This window comes from Caulobacter sp. FG121 (genome assembly GCF_057809815.1).
This window is the reverse complement of record NZ_JBMDKR010000002.1, coordinates 353,815-373,308: the sequence shown is the minus strand read 5'-3', so window position 1 is coordinate 373,308 and position 19,494 is coordinate 353,815. Positions and strand designations below refer to the sequence as shown.

19 protein-coding genes and 1 pseudogene are annotated in these 19,494 nt (G+C 66.9%); 7 read left to right on the top strand and 13 right to left on the bottom strand.

Annotated features, from left to right (window positions below):
• Positions 1-594, bottom strand: a complete 594-nt coding sequence (locus ACODSL_RS07765; RefSeq protein ID WP_488900091.1) for a GNAT family N-acetyltransferase — start codon at positions 592-594, stop codon at positions 1-3.
• Between the two features lie 72 nt (positions 595-666).
• Positions 667-1,422, bottom strand: coding sequence for a winged helix-turn-helix transcriptional regulator (locus tag ACODSL_RS07760; protein WP_488900090.1), 756 nt, complete (start codon positions 1,420-1,422; stop codon positions 667-669).
• Positions 1,423-1,585: 163 nt separating this feature from the next.
• On the opposite strand from ACODSL_RS07760, the gene ACODSL_RS07755 reads away from it, so the two are divergent.
• On the top strand, positions 1,586-1,813 hold the full coding sequence (locus ACODSL_RS07755; RefSeq protein ID WP_488900089.1) for a tautomerase family protein: 228 nt from the start codon (positions 1,586-1,588) through the stop codon (positions 1,811-1,813).
• A 205-nt stretch (positions 1,814-2,018) separates the two neighbouring features.
• Here ACODSL_RS07755 and ACODSL_RS07750 read toward each other — a convergent pair whose 3' ends face one another.
• From ACODSL_RS07750 to coxB, 10 genes are all read right to left on the bottom strand, one after another.
• Positions 2,019-3,284 carry a M16 family metallopeptidase gene (locus ACODSL_RS07750; RefSeq protein WP_488900088.1) on the bottom strand — a complete coding sequence of 422 codons (1,266 nt, stop codon included), beginning with the start codon at positions 3,282-3,284 and terminating at the stop codon, positions 2,019-2,021.
• Positions 3,281-4,690, bottom strand: coding sequence for a threonine synthase (thrC, locus tag ACODSL_RS07745; protein WP_488900087.1), 1,410 nt, complete (start codon positions 4,688-4,690; stop codon positions 3,281-3,283). The genes ACODSL_RS07750 and thrC overlap by 4 nt, the downstream gene beginning before the upstream one ends.
• Positions 4,687-5,388 carry an SURF1 family protein gene (locus ACODSL_RS07740; protein ID WP_488900086.1) on the bottom strand — a complete coding sequence of 234 codons (702 nt, stop codon included), beginning with the start codon at positions 5,386-5,388 and terminating at the stop codon, positions 4,687-4,689. Before ACODSL_RS07740 ends, thrC begins: the two co-directional genes overlap by 4 nt.
• Entirely contained in the window at positions 5,378-5,734 is a 357-nt protein-coding gene (locus tag ACODSL_RS07735) for a DUF983 domain-containing protein (protein WP_488900085.1), read from the bottom strand. Before ACODSL_RS07735 ends, ACODSL_RS07740 begins: the two co-directional genes overlap by 11 nt.
• Position 5,735: 1 nt before the next feature.
• Positions 5,736-6,614, bottom strand: a complete 879-nt coding sequence (locus ACODSL_RS07730; RefSeq protein ID WP_488900084.1) for a cytochrome c oxidase subunit 3 — start codon at positions 6,612-6,614, stop codon at positions 5,736-5,738.
• A gap of 58 nt (positions 6,615-6,672) precedes the next feature.
• Entirely contained in the window at positions 6,673-7,272 is a 600-nt protein-coding gene (locus ACODSL_RS07725) for a cytochrome c oxidase assembly protein (protein ID WP_488900083.1), read from the bottom strand.
• Entirely contained in the window at positions 7,253-7,417 is a 165-nt protein-coding gene (locus tag ACODSL_RS07720; RefSeq protein WP_488900082.1) for a hypothetical protein, read from the bottom strand. The genes ACODSL_RS07725 and ACODSL_RS07720 overlap by 20 nt, the downstream gene beginning before the upstream one ends.
• Positions 7,414-8,394, bottom strand: coding sequence for a heme o synthase (gene cyoE / locus ACODSL_RS07715; RefSeq protein ID WP_488900081.1), 981 nt, complete (start codon positions 8,392-8,394; stop codon positions 7,414-7,416). Before cyoE ends, ACODSL_RS07720 begins: the two co-directional genes overlap by 4 nt.
• Positions 8,395-8,473: 79 nt before the next feature.
• Positions 8,474-10,126, bottom strand: coding sequence for a cytochrome c oxidase subunit I (gene ctaD / locus ACODSL_RS07710; protein WP_488900080.1), 1,653 nt, complete (start codon positions 10,124-10,126; stop codon positions 8,474-8,476).
• Between the two features lie 17 nt (positions 10,127-10,143).
• Positions 10,144-11,082, bottom strand: coding sequence for a cytochrome c oxidase subunit II (gene coxB, locus ACODSL_RS07705; protein ID WP_488900079.1), 939 nt, complete (start codon positions 11,080-11,082; stop codon positions 10,144-10,146).
• Between the two features lie 281 nt (positions 11,083-11,363).
• Here coxB and ACODSL_RS07700 point away from each other — a divergent pair, with 281 nt between their 5' ends.
• The 5 genes from ACODSL_RS07700 (at position 11,364) to ACODSL_RS07680 (ending at position 16,778) form a co-directional block, all read left to right on the top strand.
• Positions 11,364-11,690: a PadR family transcriptional regulator gene (locus ACODSL_RS07700; protein ID WP_488900078.1), complete on the top strand. Its 327-nt coding sequence runs from the start codon at positions 11,364-11,366 to the stop codon at positions 11,688-11,690.
• Positions 11,687-12,253, top strand: a complete 567-nt coding sequence (locus ACODSL_RS07695) for a DUF1700 domain-containing protein (protein WP_488900077.1) — start codon at positions 11,687-11,689, stop codon at positions 12,251-12,253. Before ACODSL_RS07700 ends, ACODSL_RS07695 begins: the two co-directional genes overlap by 4 nt.
• A gap of 9 nt (positions 12,254-12,262) precedes the next feature.
• The gene (locus tag ACODSL_RS07690) at positions 12,263-13,045 is read left to right on the top strand and encodes a GIN domain-containing protein (RefSeq protein ID WP_488900076.1); all 783 of its coding nucleotides are present in this window, start codon (positions 12,263-12,265) and stop codon (positions 13,043-13,045) included.
• A 37-nt stretch (positions 13,046-13,082) separates the two neighbouring features.
• The gene (tldD, locus tag ACODSL_RS07685) at positions 13,083-14,513 is read left to right on the top strand and encodes a metalloprotease TldD (RefSeq protein WP_488900075.1); all 1,431 of its coding nucleotides are present in this window, start codon (positions 13,083-13,085) and stop codon (positions 14,511-14,513) included.
• Positions 14,514-14,756: 243 nt separating this feature from the next.
• Positions 14,757-16,778, top strand: a complete 2,022-nt coding sequence (locus ACODSL_RS07680) for a TonB-dependent receptor plug domain-containing protein (protein ID WP_488900074.1) — start codon at positions 14,757-14,759, stop codon at positions 16,776-16,778.
• Positions 16,779-16,895: 117 nt separating this feature from the next.
• On the opposite strand, the pseudogene ACODSL_RS07675 reads toward ACODSL_RS07680, so the two are convergent.
• A pseudogene (locus tag ACODSL_RS07675) lies at positions 16,896-18,789 on the bottom strand (peptide MFS transporter).
• Positions 18,790-18,971: 182 nt separating this feature from the next.
• Between ACODSL_RS07675 and ACODSL_RS07670 the strand changes: the two are divergent.
• Positions 18,972-19,376, top strand: a complete 405-nt coding sequence (locus ACODSL_RS07670; protein ID WP_488900073.1) for a DUF427 domain-containing protein — start codon at positions 18,972-18,974, stop codon at positions 19,374-19,376.
• Positions 19,377-19,494 lie beyond the last annotated feature (118 nt).

Sequence of the window (19,494 nt, the reverse complement as noted above, 5' to 3'; positions counted from 1 at the left end):
TCACGGACGGCCGTACGCGCCCTCGCGTGACACCAGCCCGAACAGGCGATGATCTCGCCAATCGCCGTTAATTTTCAGATAAGCCTTGGCGTATCCCTCCTCCGCGAAGCCCGCTTTCAGCAGGAGGGCGGCGGACGCATCGTTGGTCGGAAGGCAGGCGGCCTCCAGCCGGTGCAGGCCCAGCGGGCCGAACGCGAACCGGATCACCGCGCGCAGGGCGGCCAGCGTATGGCCCTGTCGCGCATGGGGCTGACCTGACCAGTAGCCGACCGTTCCGGATTGAGCGACGCCGCGCCGGACGTTGTTGAGGGTGATCCCGCCGACGAGGGCCTCGTCGCTCTCCCGGAAGACGAAGAAGGCGTACATCTGGTCCAGATCGCGCCCGGTTCGCCAGGCCGACAGGCGTCGCGCATAGGCGGCCGGGCTCAGCTCGTCCGGCGACCAGACCGGCTCCCACGGCTGCAGGAACGACCGCGAGGTCTGCCGCAGCGCCTGCCATTCCGGATAGTCCCGCCGCCGGGGTGGGCGCAGCACAACGCCCTCCCCCTGCAGGCTGGGGCCGCTTTCCGGCGAGATCCATTCGAGGAGCGACATGGGCGGAGAGTCACGCGCATTGCAGTAGAGGGCAAGTCTCTCCCGCGAGGGAGAGGCGTGAATGGAGCCCGGTCAGGCGGTCCGAAAGCGACCAGGGTCCGCCTGGATGGGAAACAGATCGGGGGCGCCGGCCGAGGCCGGGGGTGTTGGCAAGGCCTCGCCCCTGGATCTGGCGAACACACTTGGGCGCAGCCAGGCGCTGATGCGACGGGTCAGCGCCGGATCGCCCTCGATGGTGAGGTCGCCCGCAAGCGTCGCTTCGCGATAGCTTCGATCGCCCGTCCAAACGTCGGTCATCGTGCGCACCGTGGTGGTGAAGAAGACGTCGACATCGCGCCCAGGCTCCGTGACACAGACGTCCACGTTCTCCTGTCGAACAAGCAGCCACCAGTCAGGCTGTTCCGTGAAGTCGTGAAATTTGAACTTGATCACGGTCTCACTCCCCGGAATCTCGGCGGGGTCGATGCTCCGCTGCAGATACAGCATCAGCAGTTCGACATCGAAATCATCAGCGGTGATTCTGTGGCGGGCCCAGCACAGACCCCATTCGCCCAGTGAGAGGATGACCGGCAGGAGCTCCTCACAGGCGGTCGTCGGGAAATATTCATATCCGCGCTGGCCATTGAGATGCCGACGGACGAGCAGGCCATCCGCCTCGAACGATTTCAGGCGCGCGGCGAGGAGCGCGGGCGAAATGGCGCCCAGCCCACGCTGCAATTCGCTGAAACGGCGGGCGCCCATCAGCAGCTCGCGAATTATCAGGAGCGTCCAGCGCTCTCCGACGATTTCGACCGCCTTGGCGATCGGGCAAAATTGTCCGTATTGCATAGCGCCTCCAGGGGGCGGACATAACCATCGCCGGTCCGCGTCGCCACTTCACAAGTTGTAGTTGAATCCTACAGACGCTGAAGTGGATGGGCGCCGGTGGCGGGTCCTAGAAGCGCGCCAGCCTCGCCGCATCCGTTCGGCGCGGCGCAACTGGAGAACCCCAATGCCTCTCGTGACAATCGACGTGATCAAGAACGTTTTCACGCCGGACCAGAAGAAGACCATGATCGAAAAGGTCACCGACGCCATGCTCGCCGTGGAAGGCGAAGCGATGCGGGGGGTGACCTGGGTGAAGATCAACGAGATCGCTGAAAATGACTGGGCGATCGGCGGTCAAAAGCTGAACGCCGCGGCGGTCCATGCCATGAGCGCGGGAACCAAAGTCGCCTGACGCGGCGGCCTGGCCGTGCGCGACGTGTCTTCGCCGCGCACGGCCTTCTCGCCAGGCTGCTTCAGACCGTCCCGCACCGTCCCGGGAGGTGCGGTCCTGCCGGCGGAGGGAAGGGCGAGCTTCCCGCGCCTCAAGGTGACGTGCGAAGCCCGTTACAGGCAGGTGATCCGCGTCGACTGACCGGCGAATGGCCCGACGCTCCAGCCTACCCGAACGCCGCCCGCGCGAACTCGTCCGGCGCCGACTGCGCCGCTTTCGACCCCAGCACCGAGACCACGCACCGCCTGTCCGCCACCAACCGCTCGCCCAGCCGGGCGAAGTCTGCGGGGGTCACCTTGTCGATCGCCTCGGCGATGGCGTCGGGGGCATAGAGGTGGCCGAACATCAGGGTCTGTCCGGCGGCCTGTTCGGCGCGGTTCAACGGCTGTTCGCGACCCATGAACAGGCTGCCCTTCAGCTGGGCCTTGGCGCGGGCCAGTTCGGTCTCCGTGACCGAGGCGGCCAAAGACTGGGTCTCGCCAGCGGTGATCTTCGCCAGCTCCGCTGCGTCGCCCGCCGCGCAGCCGGCGTAGACGCCCAGCATCCCGACCTCGGCATAGGTGTCGGCATAGGCGTCAATGGCGTAGGCCAGGCCGCGCTTCTCGCGCGCTTCCTGGAAAAGTCGCGAGGACATGCCGCCGCCCAGCGCCTCCGCGAACAGCCGGAGCACGAAGTAGTCTTCGTCCATCGCGCCGACGGCCGGCAGCATCATCACCACATGCGCCTGTTCCAGCTTTCGCAGTTTGGCCGCCACGCCGCCAGTGAAGGTTGGCGAGGGGGGCAAAACGGCGCCGGGGACCGATGGAAGGTGTCCGAAGGACTCCTCGGCCAGCTTCAGCAGATCGTCCTCGTCGACGGCGCCGGCGGCGCTGATCACCAGCCGGTCGGTGGCATAAAGGGCCGCCCGCCAGTCCGACAGCGCGCCCGGGGTCGCGCTCTTCAGAGACTTCACGGTGCCGAGGATAGGCCGACCCAGCGGCTGCCCCGCGAAGGCCTGTTCCTGGGCAAGTTCGAACACCAGGTCGTCGGGCGTGTCAGCCGCCTCGGCGATCTCCTGGCCGACCACCTGCTTCTCGCGAACCAGGTCCCCGGCGTCCATGGTCGGGCGCAGGACCAGGTCAGCGGTGATGCGCATCGCCAGCGGCAGGCCGCCCGCGAGGCTGCGGGTCTGGAAGCTGGTGCGCTCGTAGCCGGTGGCGGCGTTCAGGTTGCCGCCGGCCGCCTCGATGTCCTCGACGATGGCGCGGGCCGTGCGGTCGCCGGCGCCCTTGAAGACCATGTGCTCCAGTAGATGCGACCAGCCGCTGCGGGCTTCGTCCTCGTAGCGGGCCCCGCGTCCCGCGACGACGGTCAGGGCGAGGGTCTGCAGGCCGGGCATGGGGTCAAACACAACCCGGACGCCGTTGGACAGGGTGTGGAGGCGCGCCGTCACCGGGAGGCGAACGCGCGCACGTAGGCCTTGATGGCGTCCGCATCGGCCGGCAGGCGGTCATAGCGTTCCGGCCGGCTGTTCAGGCCGCTCGCGGCGGCGGGTACGGCAGGGGTGACGCCCGTGGCGGCGCTGACGGCCTCGGGGAACTTGGCCGGATGAGCTGTCGACAGGATGGCCATCGGTGTCGTTGGATCGGGCAGGCTGGCCCGGCGCGCCGCGGCCATGGCCACGGCGGTGTGAGGGTCGATCAGTTCGCCGGTCTCGTTCAGCGTCGACAACATGCTGCGGGCGGTGTCGTCCTCTGTGACCGAGGCGCCGGAGAAGGTTTCGCGCATGGCGGCCAGCGCCTGTGGCGGCAGGTCGATGACGCCGGTCTCGTTGAACGCCCGGAACGCGCGGCCTGTCTCGACCCCGTCCCGGCGGACGCTTTCGTAGTACAAACGCTCAAAGTTGGAGGCGACCTGGATGTCCATCGCGGGCGACTGGGTCGGGGCCACCACGCCACGCGAATAGCGGCCGCTCTCGAAGGCGCGGGCGACAATGTCGTTACTGTTGGTGGCGACCAGAATGTGGTCGATCGGCAGACCCATGCGCCTGGCGACCCAGCCGGCGAAGGCGTCGCCGAAGTTGCCGGTCGGCACGGCGAAGGCCACCGGCCGGTGCGGCGCGCCCAGCGCCACGGCGGCGGTGAAATAGTAGACGGCTTGCGCGGCGATGCGGGCGAAGTTGATCGAGTTGACGCCCGACAGGTCCACCGCGTGGCGGAACTGATCGTCGCCGAACATCGCCTTCACGATGGCCTGACAGTCGTCAAAGGTGCCGTCGACCGAGACGCAGGCGACATTGGCGTCGCCGGCGGTGGTCATGAAACGGCGCTGGACCTCGCTGATCCGGCCTTCGGGGAACAGGGCGACGATGCGGGCATGGGACCGGCCGCGGAAGGCCTCCACCGCCGCGCCGCCGGTATCGCCGGAGGTGGCGCAGACCACGGTCATCGTCCGGCCATGGCGCGACAGGGCGTAGTCGTACAGCCGCCCCAGCAGCTGCATCGCCACGTCCTTGAAGGCCAGCGACGGGCCATGGAACAGCTCGACCAGGAACAGGCCGGACGTCAGCTGTTTCACCGGGCAGGCGGCGGCGTGGGTGAAGGTCGAATAGGCCTCCTCACACATGTCCTCCAGCGCGTCGCGCGGGATGTCGTGGCCGGTGAACCGGCCGAGGATTTCCGCTGCGACGCGGTGATAGGGCTGTCCGGCCAGGGCGGCGATCTCGTCGGCCGTCATCTCCGGCCAGACCTCGGGCACATAAAGACCGCCGTCGGGCGCCAGGCCCGACAGGACCGCTTCCAGGAAACCGACAGCCGGCGCTTCGGGGCCCGAGCCCGACCGTGTGGAGACGTATTTCATGCCGCTTTCATCGTTCGCCTGACGAGGGCCGCATAGACGGCGACCAGCGCGCCCGCAAGGCCGAACCAGGTCAGGGCGTATTCGAGGTGGCGGTTGGGAATATTCGGCGGCAGGGGCGTTGGGACCAGCGCCGCCCACTCGGGATTGCTGGAGGTCTCGGCCAGGATCATCACGTCGGGATGGCGGCTGGCGCCGAGCGCCAGGGCCATCTGGTCGATGTTCCGGACATAGAACAGATTGTGCAGCGTCGGCGGCGTGAAGGCGCCGGGCTTCTCGCCCTCGCGCAGCACGCCGGTCAGGTGGACGACCGCCGTCGAGGGCTTCACAGCCGGCCGCGCGGATATCGTGTCGGCGACGAAACCCCGGTCGACCATGATCTGTGTCCGGGCGCCGACAGGACTGCAGAGCGACACAAGCCGGTGGCCGGCTTCGCCGTCGGCGTTGATCGCGTAGAGTTCGACGAACGGAGCGCTGGCGAGGCCCGGGCAGTCGAGGGTCACGCGCCGGAAACGGTAGGCGGGGGTGAGCGGCACCAGGCTGATCGGCTTCGGCGGCTGGGCCTGGGCAGCGGCAATGCTCGCCAGCAGGTCCGTCTTCCAGGCGAGGCGCTTCAGCTGCCAGACGCCGAGCCCGCAGAGGATGGCCAGGGCGATCGCCGTCGCTACGGTCAGTCCGATCGGAAAACGCCTAGCGGTCATCCCGGCCGGCCTCCCGGGCCTTGTTGGTGAACTGTGCGGCGATCAGCAGGCCCTTGAAGGGCCTCAGCAACGCGCCGCAGACCAGCACGGTCAGCGGCAGCCAGATCAGCAGCTGCAGCCAGATCGGCGGACTGTAGGCGATCTCGGTGAACACCGCGCCGAAAGCGACAATGAAGCCGCCGATCAGAATCACGAAGACGGCCGGACCGTCTCCGGTATCGGCCGTCTTCAGATCGAAGCCACAGGCTTCGCAGGTCGGGGCGATCTTGAGGAAGCCCTCGAACAGTTTGCCTTCGCCGCAGTTGGGGCAGCGACCCGCCGCCCCAGCCGCGTAAGGGTTGACCACGTCAGGCCGTCCCGAAGATCACGTAGATGAAGGCGAACAGGAACAGCCAGACCACGTCGACGAAGTGCCAGTACCAGGCCGCCGCCTCGAAGCCGAAGTGTTGCTTGGGGCTGAACCCGCCGCCGAGCAGGCGCAGGTAGCAGACGATCAGGAAGATGGTGCCGATCAGCACGTGGAAGCCGTGGAAGCCCGTGGCCATGAAGAAGGACGAGCCGTACAGGCCCGCGTTCGCGGCCTCCTCGGAGTAGAACAGCTTCTCGTGCAGGATGTGGTTGTACTCGAAGGCCTGGATCGAGGTGAACAGGATGCCCAGGCAGATGGTCAGGAACAGGCCGATCTTGGCGGCCTTGCGGTCGCCGACCTGCAGCGCGTGGTGCGCCCAGGTGACCGTGGTGCCCGACAGCAGCAGGGTCAGGGTGTTGACCAGCGGCAGGTGGAAGGCGGGGACCAGTTCGACGCCCTTGGGCGGCCAGGTCTTCCAGGCTTCGGCCACGCCCTCGAAGTTGCCGATCTCCGGCGTCAGGGTGCGGTGGCCCTGGAACAGGACCATTTCAAAGAAGATCCAGAACCAGGCGACGAAGAACATCACTTCGGAGGCGATGAACAGGATCATGCCGTAGCGCAGGCCGATCGACACCACCGGGGTGTGGTCGCCGGCGTTGGCTTCCTTGGTCACATCCATCCACCAGCCGAGCATGGTGAACAGGACGAGCGCGAAACCGGCGATGGCGTACAGCCAGTCGCCCTTTTCGACCCAGAACAGGCCCTTCAGGCCTGCGACCACGCCCATCATCATCACCATCGCGGCGAAGGAGCCGACGAGCGGCCACGGGCTGGGGTTGACCAGGTGATAGTCGTGTTTGACAGCGCCGTGGGCCATGATCGTGCCTGAACCTCTTGTTCCCCCGGAACGGCGAGCCGCTCCAACTTTCAGGGTGCTATAGCCTCGCCCCGGCGTTTCCGCCAAGAGCCGCTTGGGTTTTCTTCTCTGTCGAAGGGAAGAACGTGTACGAAAGTGTGACTTCCTGGGCGCCGCGGCTTTCAAAATCCTCGGCGAACTTGGGGTCCACGAAATAGACCACCGGGAATTCGACGGTGGCGCCCGGCGCGATCGTCTGGTCGGTGAAGCAGAAACACTCGAGCTTCTGGAAGTAGGGGCCGGCTGATTCGGGGATCACGTTGTAGGCGGCGCGGCCCGTCAGCGGTGTCTTGCCGTTGTTGGTCACCTTGTAGAAGGCCAGCCCCGTGTCACCGATCTTCAGCTCCTGGCTCACCTGGTTGGGGGTGAAGGTCCAGGGCAGGTCGCGAACGTTGGCGTCGAAGCGGATGGTCAGCTTGCGGTCCAGCACCCGGTCGGGAGCCTTCTCGGCCTTGCGCACGGTGCCGTCGAAACCGGTCAGATTGCAGAAGGCGCGGTACAGGGGCACGGACGCGTAGGCTGCGCCGACCATGCCGGCGAACACCAGGCCGCAGATGACGCCCAGGCGCGCGTTGCGGCCAAACCTCTTCTTGCCGGGATCAGAAGTGGGGTTGGGCATTGGCTCCCATCCGGATCACGGTCACGACGAACACGATGACGACAAAGGCCAGAAGGCCGAGACCCAAGGCGACGTTGCGCCCGGCGCGCGCCTTGCGGAAGGCCTCCACGTCGTAGACCGGCCGTTCGATGGGTTCAGGCATCATGAGAGCAGCTCCAGCGGCGCGACGCCCAGCAGATGCTCGCCCAGCAGGGCGGCGAACAGCAGGGTCAGGTACAGGATCGAGAAGGCGAACAGATTGCGCGCGTCCTTCGCCCCGGCGCGGACAGCGTAGAGCCGGTCCTCGCCCTCGAGGCGTTCGTCGTGCACGTCGCCCGCCCTGGAGCGGAACACTCGCCAGGCCAGGACCAGGAAGACCACGCCGCCAAGGGCTGCGACGGCGAGATAGGCGGGGCCGCCCAGGCCGGTGAACGCGGGGATCAGGCAGATCGGCGTGAACAGCAGCGAGTAGATGAAGATCTGTCGACGGGTCGAGGCCGCGCCCCGGGCAACCGGCATCATCGGCACGCCGACCTTGGCGTAGTCCTCGGACGTATAGAGGGCCAGGGCCCAGGCGTGCGGCGGCGTCCACATGAAGATGATCAGCACCATCAGCCAGGCGTTCAGCGGCGCCGATCCGGTCGCTGCGGCCCAGCCGATGGCCGGGGGCAGGGCGCCCGCGAGGCCGCCGATGACGATGTTCTGCGGCGTCCAGCGCTTGAGCCACATCGTATAGACGACGACGTAGAAGAAGATCGTGAAGGCCAGCATGCCGGCCGCCAGCCAGTTGGTGGTCATGCCGAGCAGCATGATCGAGAACAGCGACAGCACCACGCCCAGGGTCGCCGCCTCGGCGCCCAGAACCTTGCCCATCGGCACGGGACGGCCGCGCGTGCGGCGCATCCGGCCATCGATATCGGCGTCGAACCACATGTTCAGCGCGCCCGAGGCGCCGGCGCCGACGGCGATGCAGAGGATGGCGATCGCGGCCAGCAAGGGATTGGCCTTCACGCCGGCGCAGACGAATCCGGTCAGGGCCGTGAACACCACCAGCGACATCACGCGCGGCTTGAGCAGCTGCAGATAGTCCGACCACAGCGCCGGAACGGCGGCGCGGGCGTTGAGGGTGGTGGGCTGGGTCATGGGTGAAGGCTTCATAAGCGAAGGGCGCGTCCGGGTCCAACCCTGACGCGCCCCCGATGTGCTTGTGGTGATCGAAGACCTAGTGGTGGTCGTCTTCGATGACCGGCGGTTCGTTGAACTGGTGGAACGGCGGCGGCGAGGACAGGGTCCACTCCAGCGTCGTGGCGCCTTCGCCCCAGGGGTTGGCCTCCGCAGGACGGCGGCGAATGGCGGCTTCGATCAGGATGATCAGGAAGACGCCGACGCCGGCCGCGGTGATCAGGTAGCCGAACGAGGAGACCTGGTTCCACAGCGTGAACGCGTCGGGATAGTCGACGTAGCGACGCGGCATGCCCTGCAGGCCCAGGAAGTGCTGCGGGAAGAACACCAGGTTCACGCCCACGAACATGACCCAGAACTGCACGCAGCCCAGGAACTCGTTGTACTTCACGCCCCACATCTTCTCGAACCAGTAGAAGAAGCCGGCGAAGATCGCGAACACGGCGCCCAGGCTGAGCACGTAGTGGAAGTGGGCGACGACGTAGTAGGTGTCGTGCAGGCTGTAGTCGATGCCGGCATTGGCCAGCACCACGCCTGTGACACCGCCGACGGTGAACAGGAAGATGAAGCCCATCGCCCAGAGCATCGGAGTCTTGAAGCTGACCGAGCCGCCCCACATCGTGGCGATCCAGCTGAAGATCTTCACGCCCGTCGGAACCGCGATGACCATGGTGGCGGCCACGAAGTAGGCCCGCAGGTTGATGCCCATGCCCACGGTGTACATGTGGTGGGCCCAGACGATGAAGCCGACGAAGCCGATGGCGACCATGGCGTAGGCCATGGCGAGGTAACCAAAGACCGGCTTCTTCGAGAAGGTCGAGACGATGTGGCTGATCATGCCGAAGCCCGGCAGGATCAGGATGTACACTTCCGGGTGACCGAAGAACCAGAACAGGTGCTGGAACATGACCGGATCGCCGCCGCCGGCGGGATCGAAGAAGTGGGTGCCGAAGTTGCGGTCGGTCAGCAGCATGGTGATGGCGCCCGCCAGAACCGGCAGCGACAGCAGCAGCAGGAAGACGGTGACCAGGATCGACCAGACGAACAGCGGCATGCGGTGCAGGGTCATACCCGGCGCGCGCATGTTGAAGATCGTCGTGATGAAGTTGATCGCGCCGAGGATCGAGCTGGCGCCCGCCAGGTGGAGCGAGAAGATCGCCAGATCCATGGACGGCCCTGTGTGGCCGGAGGTCGAGAGCGGCGGATAGATCGTCCAGCCGCCGCCGAAGCCGTGGCCCGGACCGCCGTCGACGAACATCGACGTCAGCAGCAGCACCCAGGCGGCGACCAGAAGCCAGAACGAGATGTTGTTCATCCGCGGGAAGGCCATGTCCGGCGCACCGATCATGATCGGCACGAACCAGTTGCCGAACCCGCCGATCATCGCCGGCATGACCATGAAGAAGATCATGATCAGGGCGTGAGCGGTCACGACGGCGTTGTAGCCGTGGTGGCTCTGGTCGATCAGGCCCAGGAGGCTGACCGAGGAGTTGGGGCCGAAGATCTGGATGCCGGGAGCGGCGAGCTCCCAGCGGATCAGGCCGGACAGCGCGCCGCCCACCAGTCCCGCCATGATGGCGAAGATGATGTAGAGCGTGCCGATGTCCTTGTGGTTCGTGGAGAAGAACCAGCGGGTGAAGAAGCCGGGGATGTGCTCGGCTTCGTGATCGTCATGAGCGGCGGCGTGAGCCATCGGTCTTTATCCTGAAATCAGTGCGCGGCCGCCGGCGCGGCGCCGGCGACGGGGGCGGCGGGAGCCGCCGGGGAGGTCGGAGCAGCCGCGGTTGCGGCCGGAGCGGCAGGAGCGGCCGCCGGCGCCGGAGCGGCGGCGGGAGCCTTGGTGGCCACCCAGGCGTCGAAGTCGGCCTGGCTCACAACCTTGATCTCGATCGGCATGAAGGCGTGGTCGATGCCGCACAGCTCGGAGCACTGTCCGTAGTAGGTGCCGACCTTTTCAGCCTTGAACCAGGTTTCGTTCAGCCGGCCCGGAATGGCGTCGGTCTTGAGACCGAAGGCGGGCAGGGCGAACGCGTGGATCACGTCGGCGCCGGTCACCTGGACCCGCACGACCTTGCCCACCGGCACGACCATCGGTTCGGTCGCGGCCAGGCGGTAGAGGCTGTGGGGCAGGCCGCGCGCGGCGACCTCTTCCTCGGGCAGCATGGCCGAGATGAATTCGGGGACCTTCTGGTCGGGGTACTCGTAACCCCAGTTCCACTGGTAGCCGACCGCCTTAACCGTCACGTCCGGCTTGGGCATGTTGTGGTAGTCGAACAGCAGCCGGAACGAGAAGATCGCGATGAACATCAGGATCAGGACCGGGACCAGGGTCCAGATCACTTCGATGAGCGTGTTGTGGCTCCACTTCGAAGGCACCGGATTGGCCTTCTTGTTGTAGCGCACGACGATCCAGAGCAGCAGGCCCAGCACGAACAGGCTGATCACCGTGATGATCGGCAGCAGGATCGCGTCGTGGAAGAAGATCACCTGGTGCTTCAGCGGCGAGGCCGCCGGCTGAAGACCCATGCCCCCGGGGGTGGGCTGCCCCATCAAATCATCGGCGCGGACCCCACCCGCGGCCATCGCCGTCATTACGACGGCGGCGAGCGCCGCAAACAGCCCCCGCATCCCCTTAACCTTCGCGTTCATGCGCCTCACGTCCGTTTCGCCGGTCCTTGAAAGTCGCCGGCAGTCAGGAGCTACTCGGCGGCGGGCCCGGCCCGCTTGCGCGCGCCTCTTTCCCCCCGTCCCTTTCGCCATTTCAGGCCCGGTGCATACGCGCTGGAACCCGGATTGCCAAGCGGCTCAAGGCCTGACCCGACATGGGCCGGCCGTTGTCATTGATCTGGCCCCGGTATCGTGCGTGAACAGCTATCTTGCATTAGTCAGTATCATGCGGTAGACAGGTCCCAGATTTGGGAATGGAACACGTGACCGAAGCTATCGAAATCCAACTGAAAAAAGGGGTGCTGGCGCTCTGCGTCCTGGCCTTGCTGTCGCGCGCCGACAGCTACGCCTACGAGATCGCCAGCCGGCTCGCGAAGGACATCGACATGGGGGAAGGCACGATCTACCCGCTCATGCGCCGCCTGCAGGCGGACGGGCTGGTCGAAACCTATCTGGTGGAATCGCAGAGCGGCCCGCCGCGGAAATACTACCGGCTGACGGACGCCGGCCGCGGCAGTTTCACGCAGCAGAAGGCCGAATGGGCCGCCTTCACCCGCGCCGTTGACGACATTCTGGGAGCAGGGGCATGACCCGAGACGACTTCATGGCGCGGTTGCGTCGAGGCCTCGCGGGCGCACCCGCGGCGGCCATCGCCGACATCGCCGCCGACTACGACACCCACTTCGCGGACGGTGCGGCGGCTGGTCGCAGCGAGCAGGAGGTGGCCGCCGCGCTGGGCAACCCCGACCGACTCGCCCGCGAACTGCGCGCAGAGGCCGGCCTGAAAAAGTGGGAAGAGCAGAAGAACCCGTCCGCCGCCGCCGCCGCCGTCTTCGCGGTGCTGGGGCTGGGCGCGATCGACATCATCATCCTGCTGCCGATTCTGATGAGTGTGCTGGGCACGCTGCTGGCGATGTACATCACCGTCATCGCCTGCGTCATCGCCGGCGGCGTCGTGATGGCGGCAGGGCCCTTCTTCGACCCGCCGGGCGGACCGCTGACGGCGATTCTCGCCGGTCTCGGCCTGATGGCCGGCTCCACGTCGCTCGGCGCGATCACGACGATGGTCACGATCGGGCTGATGAACCTGATGGTCTGGTACGGCCGTCTTCACTACCGGCTGCTGAAGCCGGCCATTGATCCGCAGGGCTGAGGGCTGGCCATGATCCGCAATCTGATAGTCATCGCCGTCGCCAGCTTCGTGCTGACGGTGGTCTGCGCCGCCGGCGTGGTCGCCCTCGGGGGCCGGGACCTGCTCGAGCACGGCTGGTCCATCCCGGGAAACATCCATGTCTCCGACAACGGCGACGACGTGCACATCTCTGTCGGCGGCCGGGAAGACCTCGGTCCTGAAACGACCCGTGACCTCGCCTGGGCCGGCGGCCCCGGCCTGACGATCAACCTGCCGGCTGAGGTCACCTATGTTCAGGGACCGACGGCAAAGATCACGGTCAACGGTCCCAAGGCCCTGGTCGATCGCGTCGCGATCGTCGACGGAAGCCTGCGTTTCGAGCCCAATGGCGGCGAATCCCGCGTCACCGTGGATGGCCACGGGGTGAACATCGACACGGTCCGGGATGGTCTGAGGATCACCGTCGTTGCTCCGGCGGTGACGAAGTTCGTGCTCAACGGCTCGCCGTCGCTCACCCTGTCCGCCTATGACCAGCCGGCGCTGGCCGTGGAGATCAACGGCTCGGGCGAAGTCTCGGGAACGGGGAAGACCCAGGCCCTGACCCTGACCATCGCCGGATCGGGCGGGGCCAGCCTTGCCGACCTGCAGGCGCAGAACGCCGACGTCAGCCTGTCCGGCAGCGGCGACGCCGAACTCCAGGCCCGGGGCGCGGTCCAGGTGGCCATCGCCGGCAGCGGCGACGTCACCCTGACCGTCAAACCGGCCAGCCTGAGCAGCAATATCGCCGGTTCCGGCGATCTTCACCTGCCGTGAGGATGACGGAAGCGGTCGAACGTCCTACCTGTAGGGCATGACCGCTTCCGTACTCGCTCCCTCGCTCCTCGACTCCGCCGGCGTCGACCCTGATCGCGCCCGCGCCATCCTCGGTGACGCCCTCGCCGGCGCGGACGACGGGGAGTTGTTCCTCGAACGCAGCGAGAGCGAAGCGTTCGTGTTCGACGACGGACGGCTGAAGACCGCCTCGTACGACACCAGCGAGGGGTTCGGTCTGCGCGTCGTGGCCGGCGAGACGGCCGGCTACGCCCACGCCAGCGAGATCTCCGAGGCCGCCATCCGCCGCGCCGGCGATTCGGCGCGGCTGGCGCGCCGCGGCTATTCCGGGGTGGCCGCCGAGGCGCCGCGGGCGACCAACACCAAACTCTATGGCGAAGACGATCCGGTGGCCTCGCCGGGCTTCTCCGACAAAGTCGCCCTGCTGCAGGAAATCGACGCCTTCGCCCGCGCCCGCGATCCGCATGTGGTTCAGGTGATGGCCTCGATGGCCGGAGAGCGCCGCACGGTCGAGATCCTGCGCGCCGATGGCCGACTGATTCGCGACGTCCGCCCGCTCGTTCGCGTGAACGTGCAGGTGACCGTCGAGCGTGACGGCCGCCGCGAGACGGGCACGTCCGGCGCCGGCGGCCGCGCCGGCTTTGAAGCCTGGATCTCGCCCGACAAATGGCAGGAGCAGGTCGAGGCCGCCCTGCACCAGGCGATGACCAATCTGGACGCCGTCGACTGCCCGGCGGGCGAGATGGACGTGGTGCTCGGCCCAGGCTGGAACGGCGTGCTGCTGCACGAGGCCGTCGGCCATGGCCTCGAGGGCGACTTCAACCGCAAGGGCCTCAGCGCCTTCTCCGGCCGCATCGGCGAGCGGGTGGCCGCCCCGGGCGTCACGGTGTTCGATGACGGCACGATCCCCGGCCGTCGCGGCTCCCTGACCGTCGACGACGAGGGCACGCCAACGGAACGGACCATCCTGATCGAGGACGGCATCCTCGTCGGCTACATGCACGATCGCATGAGCGCGCGACTGATGGGCCTTGCGCCCACCGGCAACGCCCGCCGCGAGTCCTACGCCCACATGCCCATGCCCCGCATGACCAACACAGGCATGCTCGGCGGCAAGGACACCCAGGCCGAGATGATCGCCTCGACCAAGCGCGGCATCTTCTGCGCCCATCTCGGCGGCGGCCAGGTCGACATCACCAACGGCAAGTTCGTCTTCCAGTGCACCGAAGCCTGGCTGATCGAGGACGGCAAGCTGACCACGCCGGTCAAGGGCGCCAGCCTGATTGGCGACGGCCCCAGCGCCCTCACCCGGATCACCATGATCGGCGATGACTTCGCCATGGACCCCGGCATCGGCGTCTGCGGCAAGGGCGGCCAGGGCGTCCCGGTCGGCGTCGCCCAGCCCTCGCTGAAGATCACCGGCCTGACGGTCGGCGGGACGGCGGTCTGAAGGATGCTCCCCATCGGGGGAGCTGTCCGCGGAGCGGACTGAGGGGGTCACCCGTGATTTGAGCGGGGCCCCTCCGTCTCGCCTTTGGCGATCCACCTCCCCCGAGAGGGAGGGTCTGCTGACTGATCAGCGGCAACCTTTCTCAGATTTAATCCACCTTTCGGGCTTGTAACGTGCCCCGGCGGGCATCGCCGTTCAGGGTTCCCTTCAATCTGGCCGGGGGGCCCGAGGGGACGTCGTTCGATGAGTTATCCGCTGCTCATGGCCGTGCTGGCCGCTGCTACGCCCGAAGCCGGCGTGGTCCAGCCCGCCGAAAGCAACGCCGTGACGCCCTACGTGGCGGCCTTCTTCGCGGCATCGCAGCCCAACTCGGCGATGGACATGATCGTCCGGATTCCGGGCTTCGCCTTCGATGGCGGCGACAATGTCCGTGGCTACGGCGGCGCGGCCGGCAATGTGCTGATCGACGGCCAGCGCCCGGCGACCAAGAGCGAAGGCCTTGAGGACGCCCTGCGGCGCATCCAGGCCGGCCAGGTCGAGCGGATCGACATCATCCATGGCGGCGCGCCCGGCATCGACATGCAGGGCAAGACGGTCATCGCCAACGTCATCCTGCGCAAGGACCAGAAGGGCCAGTGGTTGTTCGCCGTGGCGGACATCTTCTACCAGGACGGCCGTTCGGCCCCGGCGGCGCGCTTCGAGGGCACGCGGAAGTTTGACGGCGACAAGACGTTCGACTGGTCGGCGCTGGCCTTCTCCTACATCGACGACGGAGCCGGCGAGGGGCCTCGCAGCCGGATCGACAGCGCCGGCGGCCTGCTGCGCGCAAGCCAGTCCGACGAGACCGGCGGCGGCGGCGGCTATACGCTGAAGAGCGGGCTGAAGACGCCGCTGCTGGGCGGCCGACTGGCCGTCAACGCCAAGCTGGATCGCGATCACTACGAGTGGTCGCTGAACGATTTCATTTCCTTTCCCGTGACGGGCCGCCTTTCGGTCAACGACGACAATGTCCGCGATTCCGGCGAGGTCGGGGCGAACTGGGAACGGGCGCTGGGACCGAAGACCCGGTTCGAGTTCACAGGCCTCGTGCAGCGGTCCTACACAGACTACGCCTCGGCCTTCGACGACGGGACCAACGACGGGCTGTTCAGCCAGCACAATGAGTCGGGCGAGAGCATCGCCCGGGGCGTGCTGCGCTACACGGCCAGCCCGACATGGTCGCTGGAAGGCGGCGGTGAGACGGCGTTCAACGTCCTCGACAGCGCCGTGGACTATGTCGAGAACGGCGCGCCCGTCACGCTGCCGGCGGCCCAGGTTCGGGTCGAGGAACGGCGCGGCGAGGTGTTCGGCGCCTCGACCTGGCGCCTCTCGCCCAAACTCTCGGTCGAGGCCGGCCTGCGGATCGAGGTCTCGACCATTTCCCAGACCGGCGACGTCGATCTGGAGCGGTCATTCACCTACACCAAGCCGCGTCTGGCGGTGACCTGGTCGCCGACGCCGGTAGACCAGGTCCGCCTCCGGATCGAACGCGAGGTCGGCCAGCTGGACTTCGGCGATTTCGTTTCTTCGGTGGCCTTCTCGACCGGGACCGGCACCGCCGGCAACGCCGATCTCGAGCCGTCAAAGTCCTGGGTCGTCGAGGCGGCCTATGAGCGGAAATTCTGGAAGGACGGCGCCATCGTTCTGACCGGCGTCCACCAGGAGATCACCGACGCGACCGACCGGGTGCCGATCATCGGCCCGGGCTACGCCTTCGATGCGCCCGGCAACATCGGCGACGGCAAGAGCGACACCCTGTCGGTTTCGCTGAACATGCCGCTTGTGCGACTGGGCGTGCCGGGCGGCCTGCTGCGCGGCACGGCCGACTGGCGCAAGTCCGAGGTGACGGACCCCGTCACCGGCGAGTCGCGCCGCATCAGCGGCCAGCGGCCGTTCACCGCCGAGATCCACTTCTCGCAGGACCTGCCGCGCTACAAGACGCAGTGGGGCATCGACACCTTCATCGGCTGGGAGCAGCGGTTCTACCGTTTCGACCAGATCGAGACGGTCAAGCTGGGCACTTGGGTCGAGCTCTACGCCGAGTACAAGCCCCGCCCCGACCTGAGCTTCCGCATCGAGGCGCAGAACCTCGCCGCCCGCGACTTCACCCGTGTCCGCGACGTGTACAGCGGCCCGCGCAACACCTCGGGCCTCGACTTCGTCGACCGCCGCCCGCTCGGCTTTGATCCGTTCCTGTACTTCCGCATCCGTCACACATTCAGCTGAGGCGGAGACGGCGTCGGCCGGCTCACCCCCTGCCCCGAGTGCGGGCCGGCCGACGAAGAAGGGCCCCGGGATCGCTCCCGGGGCCCTTTGTCATTTCAGGGACGAACGCCGTCGCTGTCAGGAGTCGATCTGGACGTCCGGCGTGGCTTCGACGTTGCTGGCTTCGTGCGCCCAATGCTTGATGAAGAAGCTGATGGCCACGAAGAACACGCCCACGCCGATGCCGGCCATGCCGAGCTGGCCAAAGCCCTTGATGGACGTCGCCAGGGCGCCGGCCGGGTCGAGGACCTGACCGCCGACCGTCTCGGTGCCGAGCGCGCCGGCGATCTTGCCGCCGACGAACTGGGCGATCGAGCTGGACAGGAACCAGACCGCCATCATGAACGAGGCGACGGTCGGCATGGACAGCTTGGTGATTTCCGACAGACCGACCGGCGACAGGAAGAGCTCGCCGGTGGTGTGCAGCAGGTAGAGCAGGCCGAGCATCATCAGCGGCATCTGGTAGGCCGAGTTGGCCATCCCCGCGCCCCAGACGATGACCATGAAGCCGAGGCCGACCTGCAGCAGGCCGAGGCCGAACTTCATGACCGGGTTCGGGTCGCGGTTGTGCTTGCCGAGGAACAGCCACATCGCCGGCGAAGGCCGGGGCGAAGATCAGGATGAAGCCGGCGTTGAACGACTGCGTCTGGGCGGCGGTGATGCCCATGTCGACCCAGAAGGTCCCGGTCGGCAGCGTGGCGGCCGCCAGCATCTCCCGCGTGCCGAAGAAGATGTTCTGGCCGAACAGGTTGAAGGAGAAGGGCGCGCTGATCAGCGAGAGGTCGACGTTGCGGTCCGCGAACAGGTTCAGCGAGGTGCCGGCCTGTTCGAACAGGGTGAAGAACACCACGGCCCCGATGATCAGGACCATGGCCAGCATCATCCGCTGGCGCTGGACCCAGGTCTTGCAGACGACGGCGATGATGTAGGCCACCGCCGCCAGCGAGGCGAGGATGCTGATGCTCAGCACCGTGCCGACCACGGCGTTGTACTGGACCATGTAGAACACCACGCCCACGCCCAGCAGGCCGAGGATGTAGATCAGGCCTTCGCTGTTGACCGGACCGACGATCGGCTTGGCCAGCTTTTCAGGATTGGGGGGCTCGCCCTTGCCCTGCAGCAGCGGCTTGCCGAGCACGAAGACGATGTAGCCGGCGAGCATGCCGACGCCGGCGAGGCCGAAGCCGGCCCACCAGCCGACGGTCTGACCCAGATAGCCGCACAGCACCGAGGCCCAGAAAGCCCCGAGGTTGATGCCGTAGTAGTAGAGGGTGAAGCCCGGATCACGCCGGGGATCGCCTTGCGGATACAGCTGGCCGACGATGGTCGAGATGTTCGCCTTGAGGAAGCCGACGCCCATGATGATCAGGGACACGGCCAGGAAGAAGATGTTCACGTAGGTCGTGCTGCGCGTCTCCTTCATCTCATAGGAGCCGTGGGCAAGGCTGGCGGGCAGCGGCGAGGCGGCCGGCAGATCCTTGAACAGCAGGGCGCCGTCCTCGCCGGGCCCGAAGGCGTAGCAGCCCTCGCCGACCTGGAGGCAGACCTTGCGGTCGGAGCCGCGGCCCGTGACCTGCATTTCGTAGGCATGGCCCTGGTAGTTCAGGGTTTGCTGGGCCGGCTTGCCCTCGACCGCCATCATGCCGTGACCGGCGACGAGCAGCAGGGCGCCGAACGCGATGGCCTTGCGGGTGCCGATGAACCGGTCCGCCAGGATGCCGCCCAGCAAGGGCAGCAGATAGACCAGCGAGGTGTAGGAGCCGTACAGGCCGCTCGCGTAGTCGTCCTTGAACAGGAAATGTTGCGTCAGGTAGAAAATCAGGATGCCGCGCATCCCGTAGTAGGAAAAGCGCTCCCACATCTCCGCGAAGAAGAGAATGAAGAGGCCCTTCGGGTGATTCCGCATCTGCAGAAGCACCGGGATGCCGGTGGCCAGGGTCACGAGGATCCCCAGCGCGATAACGATATTCATACTGCCTACCCTGTGACTCTATGGCCCGCGCGGTCGGGATAACGGCAAGATTCCCCCGAACCGCCGCGATTTGAGCGCGAGAAAATCACGCGCGAGCGCGTTTCACAAGCAACGGCTTGCCGTGAACGTCATTCGGGAGCCGACCTGTGGCCCCGGCGTTAGGCTCAATGGAGGACGACGCCATGATGAACGATGTTCAGGTAACCAGGCCCGATCTGGTCGCCGCAGGCGGTCGGGCCCGCGTGCTGTTCGAAGGCCATGAAATGGCGGACAGCGCCCGCGCCCTGCTCGTGACCGAGCCGGACGGAGTCCGGACGGCCTATTTTCCTGTGGAAGACGTACAGATGGCCTTCCTGCGCCGGAACGACCGGACAACCACCAGTCCGTGGTTCGGGGCCGCGACCTGGTACACCATCTCGCGTGACGCCAAGATTATCGAGAACGTGGCCTGGTCCTACGAACAGCCGCTGGACGAGGGAGCCGCCTTCGCTGGCTACATCGCGTTCGCGCCGGAGCATGTCGAACTCCAGCTGGACGAACCCGCGCCGGTCCCCCACGTGGACGCGCACGACCCGCCGTACGTGTGAGGGCTGTATTGGGACATCCCCAAATGCCGTCATCCTCGGGCTTGTCCCGAGGACCCATGCACATGGACCGAGGTCAGTGATGCGGTGACGTTGGCGATTGCCTGGCCGCCAAGGCGTT

What these genes read in the sequence shown, in the direction of transcription:
- ACODSL_RS07730 (WP_488900084.1), bottom strand. Translation starts at nt 6,614, where the DNA reads ATGGCCCACGGCGCTGTCAAACACGACTATCACCTGGTCAACCCCAGC.
- tldD (WP_488900075.1), top strand. Translation starts at nt 13,083, where the DNA reads ATGACCGCTTCCGTACTCGCTCCCTCGCTCCTCGACTCCGCCGGCGTC.
- ctaD (WP_488900080.1), bottom strand. Translation starts at nt 10,126, where the DNA reads ATGGCTCACGCCGCCGCTCATGACGATCACGAAGCCGAGCACATCCCC.
- ACODSL_RS07760 (WP_488900090.1), bottom strand. Translation starts at nt 1,422, where the DNA reads ATGCAATACGGACAATTTTGCCCGATCGCCAAGGCGGTCGAAATCGTC.
- ACODSL_RS07720 (WP_488900082.1), bottom strand. Translation starts at nt 7,417, where the DNA reads ATGATGCCTGAACCCATCGAACGGCCGGTCTACGACGTGGAGGCCTTC.
- thrC (WP_488900087.1), bottom strand. Translation starts at nt 4,690, where the DNA reads ATGAAATACGTCTCCACACGGTCGGGCTCGGGCCCCGAAGCGCCGGCT.
- coxB (WP_488900079.1), bottom strand. Translation starts at nt 11,082, where the DNA reads ATGAACGCGAAGGTTAAGGGGATGCGGGGGCTGTTTGCGGCGCTCGCC.
- ACODSL_RS07740 (WP_488900086.1), bottom strand. Translation starts at nt 5,388, where the DNA reads ATGACCGCTAGGCGTTTTCCGATCGGACTGACCGTAGCGACGGCGATC.
- ACODSL_RS07695 (WP_488900077.1), top strand. Translation starts at nt 11,687, where the DNA reads ATGACCCGAGACGACTTCATGGCGCGGTTGCGTCGAGGCCTCGCGGGC.
- ACODSL_RS07680 (WP_488900074.1), top strand. Translation starts at nt 14,757, where the DNA reads ATGAGTTATCCGCTGCTCATGGCCGTGCTGGCCGCTGCTACGCCCGAA.
- ACODSL_RS07725 (WP_488900083.1), bottom strand. Translation starts at nt 7,272, where the DNA reads ATGCCCAACCCCACTTCTGATCCCGGCAAGAAGAGGTTTGGCCGCAAC.
- ACODSL_RS07690 (WP_488900076.1), top strand. Translation starts at nt 12,263, where the DNA reads ATGATCCGCAATCTGATAGTCATCGCCGTCGCCAGCTTCGTGCTGACG.
- ACODSL_RS07755 (WP_488900089.1), top strand. Translation starts at nt 1,586, where the DNA reads ATGCCTCTCGTGACAATCGACGTGATCAAGAACGTTTTCACGCCGGAC.
- cyoE (WP_488900081.1), bottom strand. Translation starts at nt 8,394, where the DNA reads ATGACCCAGCCCACCACCCTCAACGCCCGCGCCGCCGTTCCGGCGCTG.
- ACODSL_RS07765 (WP_488900091.1), bottom strand. Translation starts at nt 594, where the DNA reads ATGTCGCTCCTCGAATGGATCTCGCCGGAAAGCGGCCCCAGCCTGCAG.
- ACODSL_RS07670 (WP_488900073.1), top strand. Translation starts at nt 18,972, where the DNA reads ATGATGAACGATGTTCAGGTAACCAGGCCCGATCTGGTCGCCGCAGGC.